At 69.0% G+C, this 15822-nt stretch carries 16 protein-coding genes and 1 riboswitch; of the genes, 8 read left to right on the top strand and 8 right to left on the bottom strand.

Annotated features, from left to right (window positions below; genetic code table 11):
• Positions 1-126: 126 nt before the first annotated feature.
• Genes ACIQWG_RS21325 through ACIQWG_RS21315 form a run of 3 tightly spaced genes read right to left on the bottom strand, consistent with a single transcriptional unit; the run spans position 127 to position 2145 of the window.
• Positions 127-1272, bottom strand: a complete 1146-nt coding sequence (locus ACIQWG_RS21325) for a cystathionine gamma-lyase (protein ID WP_404098027.1) — start codon at positions 1270-1272, stop codon at positions 127-129.
• The gene (locus ACIQWG_RS21320) at positions 1269-1760 is read right to left on the bottom strand and encodes a low molecular weight protein-tyrosine-phosphatase (protein WP_404098024.1); all 492 of its coding nucleotides are present in this window, start codon (positions 1758-1760) and stop codon (positions 1269-1271) included. Before ACIQWG_RS21320 ends, ACIQWG_RS21325 begins: the two co-directional genes overlap by 4 nt.
• A 7-nt stretch (positions 1761-1767) precedes the next feature.
• Positions 1768-2145 carry a phage holin family protein gene (locus ACIQWG_RS21315; RefSeq protein ID WP_404098022.1) on the bottom strand — a complete coding sequence of 126 codons (378 nt, stop codon included), beginning with the start codon at positions 2143-2145 and terminating at the stop codon, positions 1768-1770.
• A gap of 60 nt (positions 2146-2205) precedes the next feature.
• On the opposite strand from ACIQWG_RS21315, the gene ACIQWG_RS21310 reads away from it, so the two are divergent.
• The 4 genes from ACIQWG_RS21310 to ACIQWG_RS21295 all read left to right on the top strand — a co-directional run bounded on the left by ACIQWG_RS21310 (position 2206) and on the right by ACIQWG_RS21295 (position 4490).
• Positions 2206-2523 carry a cupin domain-containing protein gene (locus ACIQWG_RS21310; RefSeq protein ID WP_404098019.1) on the top strand — a complete coding sequence of 106 codons (318 nt, stop codon included), beginning with the start codon at positions 2206-2208 and terminating at the stop codon, positions 2521-2523.
• Positions 2524-2683: 160 nt separating this feature from the next.
• A complete protein-coding gene (locus tag ACIQWG_RS21305; RefSeq protein WP_079661208.1) occupies positions 2684-2896 on the top strand; it encodes a DUF5326 family protein in 213 nt (70 codons plus the stop codon).
• A 198-nt stretch (positions 2897-3094) separates the two neighbouring features.
• The gene (locus tag ACIQWG_RS21300; RefSeq protein ID WP_404098015.1) at positions 3095-3955 is read left to right on the top strand and encodes an IclR family transcriptional regulator; all 861 of its coding nucleotides are present in this window, start codon (positions 3095-3097) and stop codon (positions 3953-3955) included.
• A gap of 97 nt (positions 3956-4052) precedes the next feature.
• Entirely contained in the window at positions 4053-4490 is a 438-nt protein-coding gene (locus ACIQWG_RS21295) for an SsgA family sporulation/cell division regulator (protein WP_403458603.1), read from the top strand.
• A 317-nt stretch (positions 4491-4807) separates the two neighbouring features.
• Here ACIQWG_RS21295 and ACIQWG_RS21290 read toward each other — a convergent pair whose 3' ends face one another.
• Positions 4808-6493: a YibE/F family protein gene (locus tag ACIQWG_RS21290; protein ID WP_404098012.1), complete on the bottom strand. Its 1686-nt coding sequence runs from the start codon at positions 6491-6493 to the stop codon at positions 4808-4810.
• 332 nt (positions 6494-6825) lie between these two features.
• Positions 6826-7015, top strand: a riboswitch (TPP riboswitch).
• On the opposite strand from ACIQWG_RS21290, the gene thiC reads away from it, so the two are divergent.
• From thiC to ACIQWG_RS21275, 3 genes are all read left to right on the top strand, one after another.
• Positions 7008-8831, top strand: coding sequence for a phosphomethylpyrimidine synthase ThiC (gene thiC, locus ACIQWG_RS21285; RefSeq protein WP_404098010.1), 1824 nt, complete (start codon positions 7008-7010; stop codon positions 8829-8831). (Overlaps the previous riboswitch by 8 nt.)
• Before the next feature lie 148 nt (positions 8832-8979).
• Complete coding sequence (locus tag ACIQWG_RS21280; RefSeq protein ID WP_404099378.1) at positions 8980-9819, top strand: hypothetical protein; 840 nt, start codon at positions 8980-8982, stop codon at positions 9817-9819.
• Positions 9820-9893: 74 nt separating this feature from the next.
• Entirely contained in the window at positions 9894-10022 is a 129-nt protein-coding gene (locus tag ACIQWG_RS21275) for a hypothetical protein (RefSeq protein ID WP_404099449.1), read from the top strand.
• Between the two features lie 222 nt (positions 10023-10244).
• Here ACIQWG_RS21275 and ACIQWG_RS21270 read toward each other — a convergent pair whose 3' ends face one another.
• The 3 genes from ACIQWG_RS21270 to ACIQWG_RS21260 all read right to left on the bottom strand — a co-directional run bounded on the left by ACIQWG_RS21270 (position 10245) and on the right by ACIQWG_RS21260 (position 13737).
• Complete coding sequence (locus tag ACIQWG_RS21270) at positions 10245-11114, bottom strand: hypothetical protein (protein WP_404098007.1); 870 nt, start codon at positions 11112-11114, stop codon at positions 10245-10247.
• A gap of 193 nt (positions 11115-11307) precedes the next feature.
• Positions 11308-12384, bottom strand: coding sequence for a metallophosphoesterase (locus tag ACIQWG_RS21265; protein ID WP_404098005.1), 1077 nt, complete (start codon positions 12382-12384; stop codon positions 11308-11310).
• A 240-nt stretch (positions 12385-12624) separates the two neighbouring features.
• A complete protein-coding gene (locus tag ACIQWG_RS21260; RefSeq protein WP_093746605.1) occupies positions 12625-13737 on the bottom strand; it encodes a LacI family DNA-binding transcriptional regulator in 1113 nt (370 codons plus the stop codon).
• Positions 13738-14188: 451 nt separating this feature from the next.
• Between ACIQWG_RS21260 and hisC the strand changes: the two genes are divergently transcribed.
• A complete protein-coding gene (gene hisC / locus ACIQWG_RS21255) occupies positions 14189-15268 on the top strand; it encodes a histidinol-phosphate transaminase (RefSeq protein ID WP_404098001.1) in 1080 nt (359 codons plus the stop codon).
• Between the two features lie 53 nt (positions 15269-15321).
• On the opposite strand, the gene ACIQWG_RS21250 is transcribed toward hisC, so the two are convergent.
• Positions 15322-15717: a cyclophilin-like fold protein gene (locus ACIQWG_RS21250; RefSeq protein ID WP_404097998.1), complete on the bottom strand. Its 396-nt coding sequence runs from the start codon at positions 15715-15717 to the stop codon at positions 15322-15324.
• Positions 15718-15822: the final 105 nt, after the last annotated feature.

The following is a 15822-nucleotide window of genomic DNA, read 5'->3' as shown; positions in this document are numbered from 1 at the left end:
CAGTCAACTAGCCTTGTTCGCGCGGTTCTTCGCGCGCAGAACCGAGGGCGGTCCGAGCCACGAGGGGGGAGGCTCGGACCGCCCGCTCAGCTAACCGGGCAGCGGCGGGCGCATGGCCGGACCCGCTCACCGGGCCGACTCGTCCAGCGCGTTCAGCACATCGGCCACGAGGTCCTGCGGATCCTCGGCACCGACCGACATCCGCACGAAGCCCTCCGGTACGGCGTCCCCTCCCCAACGCCCGCGACGCTCGGCCGTGGACCGGACCCCGCCGAAGCTGGTCGCGTCGTCGACGAGCCGCAGAGCGTCCAGGAAGCGCTCGGCACGCGCGCGCGTGGGCAGCGTGAAGGACACCACGCATCCATAGCGCCGCATCTGCTGTGAGGCGATCTTGTGGGAGGGATCGGCGGGCAGCCCGGGATAGCGCACTCCGAGTTCCTCGGGCCAGTCCCGCAGTGCCTCGGCGACCGCCAGGGCATTGGCGTTCTGCCGCTCCACACGCAGCTGGAGCGTGGCGATGGAACGGTGGGCGAGCCACGCCTCCATCGGCCCCGGAATCGCTCCGACGACCTTGCGCCACCGCCGTACGGCCGCCATGGCCTCCGGGTCGCGGCCGGTGACGTATCCGAGGAGCAGGTCGCCATGGCCGGTCAGCTGTTTGGTGCCGCTGGCCACGGAGAAGTCGGCGCCGAGCTCCAGCGGGCGCTGCCCGAGAGGAGTCGCGAGCGTGTTGTCGACGGCGACGAGCGCCCCACGCGCGTGGGCCTCCGCAACGAGCCGCCGGATGTCGCACACATCGAGGCCGGGGTTGGACGGCGTCTCGATCCACAGCAGTTTCGCGCCGTCCAGGACGCCGAGCTGCGCGTCCCCGCCGGTCGGCGCGGTCCTCACCTCGATGCCGAACGCCTCCAGCTGTTCGCGTGCCAGGGGAAGCGCCTGGTAGCCGTCGCTGGGCAGGACGACCGCGTCCCCGGCCCGCAGCTGCGAGAACAGCACCGACGACGTGGCGGCCATGCCCGAGGCGAACACCAGCGTCTCGACGCCGTCCTCCCCCGGCGCCTCCAGCTCGCCGATGGCGCGTTCGAGGTGGGTCCAGGTCGGGTTCTCGTCACGGCCGTAGGTGTACGGCCCCGTGGGTTCGCCCGGCAGATGGAAGTGGGCGGCGAACACCGGCCCCGGCAGGGTCGGTTCGTACTTGACCGGCTCGGGCAGGCCGGCCCGCACCGCGCGCGTGCCGTCCCCGCCGGGTCCCTGTGCCTCCGTACCGCTCATGTCGCCTGTCCTTCCGCTTGTTCACGGACCGCCGCGAGGAGGCCCGTGCTCGCCGCCTCCACCATCTCAAGACAGTCCTCGAAGCCGTCCCGGCCGCCGTAATAGGGGTCCGGCACGTCGAGGTCGTCGCCCGCGGCCGGGTCGTAGGAACGCAGCAGCCGTACCTTCGCCGCGTCCTCGGCCGAGGGAGCCAGGCGGCGCAGGGCCTTGAAGTGGCCTGCGTCGAGAGCGATGACGAGGTCGAGGCGGTCGAACCAGGACGGCCGGAACTGCCGGGCCGTGTGGCCGCTGTCGTAGCCGTGCTCCTCCAGTACGGAGACGGTGCGCGGGTCGGCCGGGTCGCCCTCGTGCCAGCCGCCGGTGCCGGCGCTGTCGACCTCGACCAGGCCGTCGAGCCCGGCCTCCTCGACGCGGGCACGGAAGACCGACTCGGCCATCGGCGAACGGCAGATGTTGCCGGTGCAGACGAAGCAGACTCGGTAGGTCATCGGGTGCTCAGTCCCCGTCGGGCAGGGCGAGGTTGAGTGCCCAGGAGACGATCGAAATGATCAGGCCACCGAGCACGGCGGTCCAGAAGCCCTCCACGTGGAAGCTCAGATCGACCGTGTCGGCGAGCCACGAGGTCAGCAGCAGCATCAGCGCGTTGACGATCAGGGTGAACAGGCCGAGCGTCAGAATGAGCAGAGGCAGGCTCAGGAGCTTCACGATCGGCTTGACGACGAAGTTCACCAGGCCGAAGAGCAGTGCGACGACTATCAGGGTGCCGATCTTCTTGCCCGTGCTGTCACCGGTGAGGGTGATCTTGTCGAGCAGCCAGACGGCGACCGCCAGGGCCCCGGCGTTGGCGATCGTCTTGACTACGAAATTCTTCATGTGTCTGATCGTGGCAGACGAGATCGGCCATGAGCACCGGGACTGGGGCGGACAACTGCGATGAAGGCATTCCGGCTGGATGAACTGGAGGCGGAGCGCGCCGCGAACGAGGGCGCCTACCTGCAGTTTCTGCGGGAACGGCACATGTCCGTCGGCCTGTACGCGCTCGATGCGGGCGAGCATGATCCACAGAAACCGCACAACCAGGACGAGGTCTACTTCGTCGTGAGCGGCCGGGCCCAGATCACCGTCGGCATGGAGACCACACACGTGGCGCGCGGCAGCGTGGTGTACGTCCCGGCCGGGGTCGCCCACAAGTTCCACCACATCAGCGAGGATCTGCGGGTGCTCGTGGTGTTCTCTCCGCCCGAGAGCTGACCTTTGGCCTCAGGGTTCCCTAGGGGATCGATCAGGGGAGGACAAGGGCTGCGAGGGCCCCGCCGGGGCACCTGCCCGTCCTAGCATCGAGTGCACGGAATCAGTAGATCCGAGTATCAGGACCCGGCACAGGACGGGCGGAGAGGTAAGGACGAGGGCGATGCGTGAGATCTTCGCGGGACTGCCGTGGTGGGTGAAGTGGGTCGCGGTGCCGGTCATCGCGCTGGTCGTGTTCGGTGGTCTGATAGCCAGCGTGGTCGGGTTCGTGATCGGACTGCTCTTCAAGTTGCTGGTCTTCGTGGCGCTGGTCGGTGGACTGATCTACGTCGTACGGAAGTTCATGTCGAGCTCTTCGTCACGCAGCGACTGGTGAGGGCCGTGGGGACCGGTGGGCGGTAACAGGAATCACCGGTTCCCTCGGGCGAGGGAAGTTTTCCGGACCAGGCGTCCGCGGGCGGCAGCGGGCCAATAGAGTCCGAAAATCGACGCGGGGACCGGCCCCGCGAGCGGCGTACACCCCCACCCGTGTTCCCCAGCACGGGCTGCCCCCCTCGCGCTTCGGGAGTGACCCTTGGCCACGGTTGACACCGCCCCCTCAGAATCCCACGCACCACCGGGACGGCCCCGCTCCTCCGTCGCCCAGGTGCCGCGGCAGGCCTCCGCGGAAGCCGCCGATCAGTCCGGCTCCGCGACGCTCATCGGATCCGTCCAGCGCGCGATGCGCCTGCTGGAATGCGTCGCCGAGCACGAGTGCGGCGCCCCCGCCAAACAACTCGCCCGCGAGACGGGCCTGGCGCTGCCCACCGCCTACCACCTCCTGCGCACCCTGGTGCACGAGGGCTATCTGCGCCGCGACAAAGGGCTGTTCTTCCTCGGTGAGGCGGCCGTACGGCTGAGCAGCAGCGGAGCCGAGCAGAAACGTCGCAGCACGGTGGTCGACGCACTCGCCCAATGCCGCGACGCGATCGGTGTCCCCGTGTACTACGCCCAGTACCGCGAGGGCGAGATCGAGGTCATCTGCGTCTCGGACACCCCCGGCAATCCGGCGGTCGAGGAATGGGCCGACTTCCGTGAGACCGGCCATGCGCACGCCATCGGGCAGTGTCTGCTGTCCCAGCTGGACGAGGACGCCCGACGCGATCACCTGGAGCGCCATCGCGTGCAGGCCATCACCCCGTACACGGTCCGAGACAGCCGCACGCTGCTCCGCCGGCTCGAACGGGTTCGCCGGATGGAACCGATGACCGAGCGTCAGGAATACGCACTGGGCACGGTGTGCGCCGCCATCCCGATCACGCTGGGCACCACGGCCGCGACGATGGCCATCTCCGTGCCCGTCGAACAGGCCGATCGGCTGCTGTCGGCGGCACGTCAGCTACAGGAGGAGGTCGGGCGGCTCCTGGGGTCACTGGCGATCTCTATCAGTATCTGAAAACTCACTCCTTGTGATCTCTCGTGTACGTTCAGCAAGATTCCACCAGGCTCGGGGTCCGGTCCCGGCCAGTCGAAGGCAACCGACGGGGTAGGCGATGCGCGAGTCCGTACAGGCAGAGGTCATGATGAGCTTTCTCGTCTCCGAGGAGCTCTCCTTCCGCATCCCGGTGGAGCTGCGCTACGAGACCTGTGATCCCTATGCGGTGCGCCTGACCTTTCACCTGCCCGGCGATGCCCCGGTGACCTGGGCCTTCGGCCGTGAGTTGCTGGTCGACGGGGTGGGCCGGCCGTGTGGTGAGGGAGATGTACGGGTGTCGCCGGCGGGTGCCGAGACGCTGGGCGACGTCCTGATCCGGCTTCAGGTCGGTGCGGACCAGGCGCTCTTCCGCTCCTCCGTGGCGCCCCTGGTGGCCTTCCTCGACCGCACGGACAAGCTCGTGCCGCTCGGACAGGAGGGCACGCTCGCCGACTTCGACGCCCACCTCGACGAGGCCCTGGACCGCATCCTCGCGGAGGAGCAGAGCGCCGGCTGAAGCGCTACGGCGCTGAGGGTGGCGTAACGCTTCAGCGCCGGTGTGCAAGGGGCGCACAGGGGCGCTTCCGCCCCTGCCGGGTGTGCTTCACGCTCCGCCGGACGGGCGGAGTCGGAGGTAGTGCCTCGGGACGTCTTCGGCGGTCGGCCTCTGTGAGCGCCGGCAGTCACCGCATGGCGTCTCGCCGCGTCACCGTCGCCGGGTCACGGCATGGGCTCTCACTACGTCACCGTCGCCGGGTCACGGCATGGGTTCTCACTACGTCCCCGCCCGCCGCGTCACGGAATAGGCTCTCGCCGTCGTCCCCGCCCGCCGCGTCACCGCTTGCGCCGTCGTCCCCGCCCGGCGCGCCCGGGGCCCGGCTGCGGGCCCGCCGCGACCGGCTGGGCCGCCACCGGCATCGCCCCCGTGTCCGGCCGGTCGGCCGACACCACCAGGGCCGCCAGGGCCGTGGTCACCGGCACCGACGCGACCAGTCCGATGGAGCCGACCAGGGTGCGCACGATCTCCTCCGCGACCAGCTCACTGTTGGCCACCGTGCCGACGCCGCTCTGCGCGATCGAGAAGAGCAGCAACAGGGGCAGCGCGGCGCCCGCGTAGGCGAGGACGAGCGTGTTGACGACGGACGCGATGTGGTCGCGGCCGATGCGGATACCGGCCCGATAGAGCCCGCGCCAGCCCATCGTGGGGTTGGCCTCGTGCAGTTCCCAGACGGCGGACGTCTGGGTCACCGTCACGTCGTCGAGGACACCGAGCGAACCGATGATGATGCCGGCGAGCAGCAGACCGCTCATGTCGATCGACGGGTACAGCCCGTGGATGAGGCCGGTGTTGTCGTCGGTGTTCCCGGTGAGCGCGGCCCAGTCGATGAACACCGAACCGAGGACGCCGATCAGCAGCAGCGAGATCAGCGTGCCGAGCACCGCGACCGAGGTACGGGCCGATAGGCCGTGGCACAGATAGAGGGCGATCAGCATGATGGCGCTCGATCCCACCACCGCCACGACCAGCGGGTTCGAACCCTGGAGGATCGCGGGCAGGATGAAGAGAGTGAGCACCATGAAGCTGATGGCCAGCGAGATCAGCGCCATGAGGCCCCGCAGCCGTCCGACGACCACGACGGCGAGTGCGAAGATCCCGGCGAGGACGGTCAACGGAACGCGCCGGTTCACGTCGGTGACCGAGTACTGAAGGTCCTTGGGCGCGGAGGGCTCGTAGGCGACCACGACCTCCTGGCCCTCGTGCAACTGCCGCGACTGGTCCGGCTGCACGATCTCGTTGAACGTACGGCCCTTGTCCTTGCCGGTGTCGACGCGGATCGTCGCCTTCTTGCAGGTGCCGCTCTCCTGTTGCGCGGCGGAGGAACCCTCGGCGGTTGAGGTGTCGCCGGTCGGAGGCACTGCCGCGCCGCCGCCCGCCTCCTTGCAGCTCAGCTCGACCACCTTGGTGACCGTGGCTTGCTGTGTCTGCCGGTCGAAGCCGACGCCGGTGCGTTCGTGCCCCGGGGCACCGCCCGGCCACAGCACCACGAGTCCCACCACCACCGCCGCCGCGAACGGGATCAGAACCGCAGCGATGACTTTGCGCAGATGCCGGGAGACAGGAGCGGCGGGACCGTGGGCGTGACCGTGTGAGTGCCCATCTCCGTGTCCGTGCCCATTCCCCTGCCCGGGGCCGCCACCGTCGCCACCGCCGCCATGCGGCCCGCCTGATCCGCCGCCGGAGCCTGGCCCGTGCCCATGGTCACCCCCGGCGTCGCGATCGGGCTGGTCACCCGGGCCCTGCCTCGCCGAGCCACCAGAGCCCGGCCCATAGCCCGACCCGTAGCCCCCTGAGCCACCCGGACCCGACCCATAACCGTCTGAGCCACCAGAGCCCGACCCATAGCCGTGCGGGCCACCCGAGCGCGGCCCGTAACTTTGCGGACCACCGGAGCCGGGTCCGCCCCCGGAGCCAGGTCCGCCCCCGTACCCCCTGCCAGCTCCGCCCCGGTGGTCCTGCATTCCTGCCGGCCGGGGAATGGGGCCGGTGCCCTGCTCGTCCCAGCCGTCGTTTCCACGCGCGCGATCGTCCTGGCCGCCACCCGCTGGGCCACGGCCGTAACTACCGCCGAATCCGCCTCCGGGGACCCCTGAACCCCGCCCATCCGCACGGCCGTTGCCCTGCACGGGTCCGTTCCCGGGGCCGCTGCGGGGGCCGTTTCCGGCGCCCGAACCGCGACGCGGCTCAGGCGGTGGGTACGGAGGTTCATGCGTCGTGGTCACCGACCGATCATCGCAAGAACGACTGGGGCCCCCTGTTCACCGCGCCCGAATTGACGCTAGCGTGGAGCCACCTTTGTACACGCGGGAGCTCGGAGCACCGGGCTGAGAGGGCGCTGACCTCCGTCCCAGCGATGTTTCACATGAAACATCACCCATCGCGAGTGATGTTTCACACGAAACGTCTGCGGACGGATACGGCTGCGTCGACCGCCGAACCTGTTACCGGGTAATGCCGGCGTAGGGAGTAGGTCTCATGACCATCAAGGACGCGCGCACGCCTGCCTCCAGCCAGGACGAACAGCCCATTCAGGGCGAAAAGTCCACGGAGGCCGGGAAGTCCATCGGCTGGCACAAGGCGTATGTCGAGGGCTCCCGCCCCGATCTGCGGGTGCCGGTCCGCCAGGTGCACCTCACCAACGGGCAGTCGGTCACGCTGTACGACACATCCGGCCCGTACACCGATCCGCTCACCGAGACCGACGTCCGCAGGGGGCTGCCCCCGTTGCGGGAGAACTGGATCATCACCCGCGGCGACACCGAGGAGTACGCGGGCCGTCCCGTCCGTCCGGAGGACGACGGGATCAAGCACACCTCGCCGCGTGGCGGCAATCTGCGCAACCTCGACGCCGTCTTCCCTGGGCGGCCCCGGCTGCCCCGCCGCGGCCGAGAAGGTCAGGCGGTCACACAGCTCGCCTATGCGCGCCGCGGCGAGATCACGCCCGAGATGGAGTTCGTGGCCATCCGGGAGAACGTTTCTCCCGAAGTGGTCCGTGAGGAGATCGCCGCGGGCCGGGCCGTGCTGCCCGCGAACGTCAACCACCCGGAGATCGAGCCGATGATCATCGGCAAGCGGTTCCTGGTGAAGGTCAACGCCAACATCGGCAACTCCGCGGTCACCTCCTCCATCGAGGAGGAGGTCGAGAAGATGACCTGGGCGACCCGTTGGGGCGCGGACACGGTCATGGACCTGTCGACCGGCCGCAACATCCACACCACCCGTGAGTGGGTGCTGCGCAACTCCCCCGTCCCGATCGGCACGGTGCCGCTCTACCAGGCCCTGGAGAAGGTCGACGGCAGGGCCGAGGAACTGACCTGGGAGATCTACAAGGACACGGTCATCGAGCAGGCCGAGCAGGGCGTGGACTACATGACGGTCCACGCGGGCGTGCGGCTGCCGTACGTACCGCTCACCGCCAACCGCAAGACCGGCATCGTCTCGCGCGGCGGCTCGATCATGGCGGCGTGGTGCCTGGCGCACCACAAGGAGTCGTTCCTGTACGAGAACTTCGAGGAACTCTGCGAGATCCTCGCCGCGTACGACGTCACGTACTCCCTGGGCGACGGCCTGCGGCCTGGTTCGATCGCGGACGCCAACGACGAGGCGCAGTTCGCGGAACTGCGGACTCTCGGGGAACTGAACCAGATCGCCAAGCGTTTCAACGTACAGACCATGATCGAGGGCCCGGGTCACGTCCCGATGCACAAGATCAAGGAGAACATCGACCTTCAGCAGGAGATCTGCGATGAAGCTCCGTTCTATACGCTCGGCCCGCTGACCACCGACGTCGCGCCCGCGTACGACCACATCACCTCGGGCATCGGTGCCGCGATGATCGCCTGGTGGGGCACGGCGATGCTCTGCTACGTCACTCCCAAGGAGCACTTGGGCCTGCCCAACCGTGACGACGTCAAGACCGGCGTCATCACCTACAAGATCGCCGCCCATGCCGCCGACCTCGCCAAGGGGCACCCCGGCGCGCAGGGCTGGGACGACGCGCTGTCCGACGCCCGCTTCGAGTTCCGGTGGGAGGACCAGTTCAACCTCGCCCTGGACCCGGACACGGCACGGGAGTTCCACGACGAGACGCTTCCGGCCGAGCCCGCGAAGACGGCTCACTTCTGCTCGATGTGCGGGCCGAAGTTCTGCTCGATGAAGATTAGCCAAAGCATCACAGAGCGGTTCGGCGGTACGGCGGCTGCGGGGGCGACGGCTGAAGAGGTCGCTGAGGGGATGCTCCAGAAGTCGAAGGAGTTCGCGCAGGCGGGCAACAGGGTTTACCTACCCCTCGCGGACTGAGAGGCGACTGGGTGGCTCCGATGGTGAGCGGAGCCACCCAGCCCTCGCTCGTTCTGGGCTTGTGCTGCTCTGCGAAGGACAGCAGGTCGGCTCGTTCTGAAATCCGGCTTGGTGCGTAGCGGTGAGCTCTCGTACGGTCGTGCGCGTGATGAGCATGGTCATTGGCGAGCCGCGCAGGCTCGGGGTTCCCGGACCTGAGGCGAGACTGAGGTTCGAGACGGAACTCCACGAACTGGGGGCGGCGCCGCGGCGGAGGCTGCTGGTGCTCGATGGGAAGCCCGCGTTCGAGCTCTCCATGTGGTGTGGGACGTGTCAGTTCCTGTTCCAGCGGCTCGAGGGTGCCAGCCAGACGCTGTCGTTGGAGGGCATGCGGGAACGCCTCGCCGGCCAGGTCTCAGACCTGGACGACGGCATCCTGGGTGCGTTTGGCTCCCTGCTGCCGGAAGGCGACTACCTTCCCTTGCTGCTCCGTGTCGAGCCACGGTTGGTCACTCCGGGGCAGGAGGGCGACTACTTCAGCACCGAGCAGGTGGCCACTTGGGGGCCTGACCAGTTCTGGGGCCTTCCGGAGCACCCTCGCACGCCGTACTACCGCACGTTCGAGACAGCGGTGGACGACACCGCGCATCTCTATGAGTTCGTCGTACCCATGGTTCCTCCGCTGTGGAACGACCGGGAACGGGTGGCGGAGTACGTCGAGCGGATGCGGGGAGGAACTGTGCCGACGGCAGTCGCGGTTTCGACGCTGGATCTGTGCCGGCCTGCGGTGAGCCTCCACTCGACCGACGAGTACGAGCACTGGGGGCTGACGCATTTCCTGCTCGACGGCCATCACAAGCTGGAGGCGGCAGCATCGGCCGGACGTCCCGTGCAGCTCCTGTCGCTGTTGGCCGTGGGCGAGAGCCTGTCCGGTCCCGATGATCACCACAGGTTGGCGGCCTTGCGATCACAACCCAGCCTGAGCCGTGCTGTTCGGCCGGCGCGGTGACGTGGGTCAGCTTCCGCGTGCCGCCGCGCGCTTTGACCGTCGTAGGCGGCGTGTGGGCACCGATCCACAGATCGATGAAGATCTCCCGGGACATTCGTCGCCACCACGGCGGATCCGCCCAGGAGATCGAGCAGGGCATGGCCGAGAAGTCGAAGGAGTTCGCCGCAGCGGGCAACCGGGTCTGTCTGCCGATCGCGGACTGAATGCACATACGGGTGGCTCCGGCGCTGTACGGAGTCACCCGGCGCCCGCTGGCCCCTCGTCTCGACCGGCGTAGGGCGTGCGGTGCCGACGGCAGACGTGCTGTCCCGAAGTCGGGCGCGGGGCCCGGCTGTTCGGCTTGCGCCTCCCCGGGAGGTTTCCCGGGGTTCCGTCGAGGAGGAGGCCCGCTGGGCCTGCTCACGGCGGGGGCGCAAGCCGAGGGGCTACTCCGGCTGGTGTTCTGGCCCTCCGAAGTCCGGGCTGGTGTAGTCCGGGCTGCTGAAGCTCGGGCGCGGGCCCGTGGCGGAGCCGTCGCCGGGGCTGCTGAAACCGGGACGGTCGTAGCCGAGGTTCGGGATACGGCCGGCCGGTGCGGACGGTGGCGTGCGGTGCAGGGCCGCCGCCGTGCCGGGGTCGGCGAGCGCCTCCCGTAGGAAGGGCAGGACGCCGCGCTCCAGCAGGGCTTCGTGCCAGGCTTCCCTGGCCCGGGCCACCTCTCCGCTCAGTTCGCCGTACGGCCCGGAATCGAAGGCCGGACGGTTGCGCAGGGCGGTGAGCAGGAGCCCCACGGCGGCGAGCAGGATCGCGGCCGCCGCGATGGCGCCGAACACCCATCCGGTGGTCAGCATCGTCTGGGCGAACGCGGGCTCGGGGTCGAACATCTTCAGGATGTAACCGACGAGCAGGAAGATCGCCGCGGCGGTGCCGGCGAGGACGGGTGCGAGGACGGCGAGCACGGCGACGACTCCGGGGCCGGCCGTCTCGGCGACTTCTCCCATGGTGGTGGCGAGCCCCATCGCGCCCGATCCCGACTCGGTGGAGCCGGACTCGCGGGTGGAGGACGGGGTGGACGGCGCCGGCCGGCGCAGTTCCTCGCGGACCTTCACGTAGTGCTGGTACTCGGTCGCGGCGGCCGCCGTGATGAGTGCGGTGGCGTTCAGCGCCATGGTGCGCAGCTGTTCGGGGTTGAGCCGCTGTCCCACAGCGGCCAGTTCCGGGCGGTGTGGTGCGGAGCGCAGCGCCTCGTCGAGGATCCGCTCGTACTCTTGGCGGTCCTCGCTGTGCAGGTGCTGCGGAACGCTGTTCATGTGCATCCCCCGATGCTCCGTAGGGCTTGGGGCTCGCATGCCAACGAGCCGTCGGGCAGAAACGGAGGGGAGCCTGCTACGGATAAGCCGATGGTAGAGCGGTGACGGCACACGGTGACAGGGGGTTTGCCAAAATTGGGCCCTGGCCTGCGCCGTCCTCCGTCGCTGCGAGATGGGGGGACGTCTGCCCGGTGAACGGTCAGTTATCCAGCGGAAGTTGCTGCACCAGCAGCTTTCCGGCCATGGTCACGCCGCCGTCCATCGCGATGGCGAGGCCTTCCGCGTAGAGGTGCGGTCCCTCGACCAGCGGCCCCGCGTTGTCCTCGCTCTCCTCGGAGCCGACCTCGCCCAGCAGATACGGAATGGGGCTGTGGCCGTGAACGATGCGGGTGCCGCCGTACGTATCGAGCAGGGAGCGCACATGGTCGGCGCCGCCCTCGTCGCGGAAGGAGAAGCGCTTGGTGAACTTGCGGAAGAGATCCCAGCACTCGTCGGCGTCGTTGCGTGTGAGCGTCTCGCGGACGGTGTCGTTGACCGCCTCGATCGAGTCGCCGTAGTCGAGATAGGCGGTGGTGTCGGAGTGCACGAGCAGATGGCCGTCGACCTCTTCCATGGCGTCCAGCCGGGACATCCACTGGAGGTGGTGGTCCTGGAGGCGGTCCATGTCGGTCTTCTGGCCGCCGTTGAGCAGCCAGGCCGCCTGGAAGGTGGCGGTGCCGGCGCCGGAGTTGACGGGCGTGTCGCCGAACCGCTTGGCGCCGATCAGCAGCAGTTCGTGGTTGCCCATCAGGGCCTTGCAGTAGCCGCCGGCCGCGGCGGCCTCCGCCGACAGCCGCATCACGAGGTCGATGACGCCGATGCCGTCGGGGCCCCGGTCTGTGAAGTCGCCGAGGAACCACAGCCGGGCGGTGCCCGCGCACCAGCTCCCCGCCGCGTCGATGAGGCCCTTCTCCTGGAGAGCGGCCATCAGCTCGTCGAGATAGCCGTGCACATCGCCGACGACGAACAGCGGACCGGTGCCGTGCGTGGACTGCTGGGCCGGCAGGGTGGCGGGGTCGACCTGGACCTGGACCGTGTCGCCGCGGTTGATCACCGGCAGGTCGCGCTGGGTGGGCGTGTACCCCTCGGGATAGGTGTCGTCGAGGGGCGGGGCGACCTCGCCGGCGTGTGTGCTGTGGGCGTACGGACCGGTCTCGTGGACGTATGCGGGCACCCGGAAGTCGCGCAACGTCGCCGTGCGCTCCACCTCGGGTCCCTGACCGGCCCCCTGAGTCATCAGACCCCTCCACCATCGCGCCGCATCTGCACCGCATCGGACTGCCTGGTCGCAGCGGCCCGCGGTGTCGTGGGCCCATCATAGGAATGCCGATCGCGCCATGTGATGACCCAGGGGTGGTGAATCGGAGCAGGACTGCTGTTCACCGCGGCTTTCGCCCCGATTGGTCAGGGCTTCGACCACTCGACGACCTGGCCCGGCCGGCCCCCCGACCAGCCGTTGCCGGGCGTCGCCGCGCTGCTACCGGTCCTCAGGAGACCGTGGCGGGCTGACGGTCGTACGCGGCGGACGTCGCTGGGACGAGGTACGCACGATCAGCTCGGTCGGTATCACCTGCTCGACCGGCTGGTCCGACTCGACGCCCTCGATGGCGTCGATGAGGAGCTGGACCACAGCCGTGCCGATCCGGCGCGGCTTCAGGGAGAGCGTGGTGATGGGCGGCTCGGTGTTGGCGTACACCGTCGACTCGCTGCAACACACCAGAAGCAGGTCGTCCGGTACGCGCAGACCGTAGCGGCGGGCGGCGGCGAGCAGGTCGGTGCCGTTCGGGTCGAAGAGGCCGTAGACCGCGTCGGGGCGGTCGGGGCGGGCGAGCAGCCGGTCGGCGGCGACGGCGCCCGCGCACGGGTCGTGCGCCGGGTAGGCCTCGTACACCGGGTCCTGTCCGACGCGTTCGCACCAGCGCAGGTACGCCGTGGTGGACAGATGGGTGTACGTGTCCGTCGTGGTGCCCGTCAGCAGGCCGATCCGGCGGGCGCCGGCGTCGGCCAGATGGTCGAGGATGCCCATCACGGCGGCCTCGTGGTCGTTGTCGACCCAGGCGGTGACCGGGAGCGAACCGGCGGGGCGGCCGTCGGAGACGACCGGGAGCCCCTGTCTGACCAGTTCGCTGACGACCGGGTCCTGGTCGGACGGGTCGATGACGACCGTGCCGTCGAGGGCGACGTTGGACCAGACGTCGTGGCGCGAGGTGGCGGGGAGGATCACGAGGGCGTAGCCGCGGGCGAGCGCGGCCGAGGTGGCGGCGCGGGCCATCTCCGCGAAGTACGCGAACTCGGTGAAGGTGAAAGGTTCATCCCCGTAGGTCGTCACGGTCAGGCCGATGAGTCCCGACTTGCCGGTGCGGAGTGTGCGGGCGGCGGCCGAGGGCCGGTAGCCCAGCCGGTCGGCGACCTCGCGGACATGGCGTCGGGTGGCGTCCGGGAGCCGGCCCTTCCCGTTGAGGGCGTCGGAGACGGTCGTGATGGAGACCCCGGCGGCGGCCGCCACGTCTCTGATGCCCGCCCGACCGGGCCGACTGCCTCGACGTGAGGTTTCCGCGCGGCTCACCTGGTGCTTCCCTGCTGCTGTCATGGCGAGCCGATAGTAGGGCTCATGCGGTGGGGTAGTGCGGACGCATATGCAGTCGTTGACAGGCACGTTTCTGCAAGGTCATTGGGTGTCAAACTCCTTTGAAACAAAGGGAGTTGAACGATCCAATAGTAGGACGTGACTTGTCGACGCGCATGGGCCTGCCAAGTGTCCGATGTTTCGAAGAGGTCTCAACTCACCTTCACGGGTGATGCGCGCTACGGCGTGAGCCACCGGCGCGTAGATATATGTGTGGCGCGCCCCCCAATTCGCACGCCTTCGTACGACGATGCCCCTGATGCGGGTGTGACAGCTGAGGTCAGCGGGCGGACAGGCGGCGGCCGTGCGCATCGGACCTTCCTCACCTGTACGCATCGGCGCCGAATCCTCATAAGGTGAGAAGTATTGGAGCCGGCGGTGGTGATGGCCGCCGGTGGTCGCGAGGAGGACTGCGGTGAGCGAGACGAGCCCCAAGCTGCGCGCCGAGCTGGAGGGTATCCCCACCTACAAGCCGGGCAAGCCCGCCGCGGCCGGTGGCCCTGTGGCCTACAAGCTGTCCTCCAACGAGAACCCCTATCCGCCGCTGCCCGGCGTGATGGAGACCGTGACGGCGGTCGCCTCGTCCTTCAATCGCTACCCCGACATGATGTGCACGGGGCTGATGAACGAACTGTCCGAGCGCTTCGGCGTTCCCCTCTCCCACCTGGCCACGGGCACCGGCTCGGTCGGCGTCGCCCAGCAGCTGCTCCAGGCCACCGCCGGACCCGGTGACGAGGTCATCTACCCCTGGCGGTCCTTCGAGGCGTACCCGATCATCACGCAGATCAGCGGAGCCACATCGGTCAAGATCCCGCTGACGTCGGGCGAGGAGCACGACCTGGACGCGATGGCCGCCGCGATCACCGACCGCACCAGGCTGATCTTCGTCTGCAACCCCAACAACCCGACCGGCACGGTCGTGAAGCGGGCCGAGCTGGAGCGGTTCCTCGACCGGGTGCCCAGCGATGTCCTGGTGGTGCTCGACGAGGCGTATCGCGAGTTCATCCGCGATCCCGAGGTGCCGGACGGGGTGGAGTTCTACCGCAAGCGGCCGAATGTCTGCGTCCTGCGGACGTTCTCCAAGGCGTACGGCCTCGCCGGCCTCCGTGTCGGCTTCGCGATCGCCCATGAGCCGGTCGCGGCGGCCCTGCGGAAGACGGCCGTGCCCTTCGGGGTGAGCCAGCTCGCGCAGGAGGCGGCCATTGCCTCGCTGCGTGCCGAGGACGAACTGCTCGGCCGGGTCGGGACGTTGGTGTGTGAGCGCAACCGCGTGGTCGACGGGTTGCGCGCACAGGGCTGGACCGTGCCCGAGACCCAGGCCAACTTCGTGTGGCTGCGGCTGGGGGAGCGCACCGTCACCTTCGCGGAGGCGTGTGAGCAGGCGGGCGTCGTGATCCGGCCGTTCCCGGGTGAGGGTGTGCGGGTCACGGTCGGAGAGGCCGAGGCGAACGACATCTTCCTGAAGGTGGCGGAAGGGTTCCGCAGGGAGTTCTAGCGCTTCGTGGGCGCGCGCGTGAGTGTCGAGGGCACCGAGACACCCAAGGGCGCTCAGGCGTCCACGAGCTCCACGCGCACGGGGTCGCCGTCGCGAACCGTTGCCAGGAGGCGCGGGTCGCCGTCGATGCGGCCCAGGACGTTGCACGGACTCGCGAGGCGGCATTCTCCCTCGCCTCGCGAGATCGGCGTGGGTCCATAGGGGAGCGCGAGCGCATCGCCGTCGGTCCAGAAGGCCACCGTGCCGGGTTCGACGACCTGGCGGGCGTCCGTTTCACGTGAAACGGACACTCCCGTGTCGAAGTACACCTCCTCGCCCCAAGTGTGGGCGGTGGAGCTGAGCGGCAGAGCCTTGATCAGTGCCTCCGTCGTTGGAGTGGTGTCGAGCGACGCGGTGAGGTGGCCCGAGGGCCAGGAGATCCGTATCTGGAGCGATGTCGGTGTCTGCATGCTGGTGATTCAACAATATGTTGAAGTCCGCGCCAAGGGGTTGAATCTAATCGAGGGACCCCCCTTGGGGCCCGGAGAAGGTGTGCTGCATAATTGCTTGTGAAT

The sequence above is a fragment of the Streptomyces sp. NPDC098781 genome, from assembly GCF_044759995.1.
Taxonomy (GTDB): Bacteria; Actinomycetota; Actinomycetes; order Streptomycetales; family Streptomycetaceae; genus Streptomyces.
Note: the sequence above shows the minus strand (reverse complement) of the source record. Positions and strands in the feature narration are given on the sequence as shown.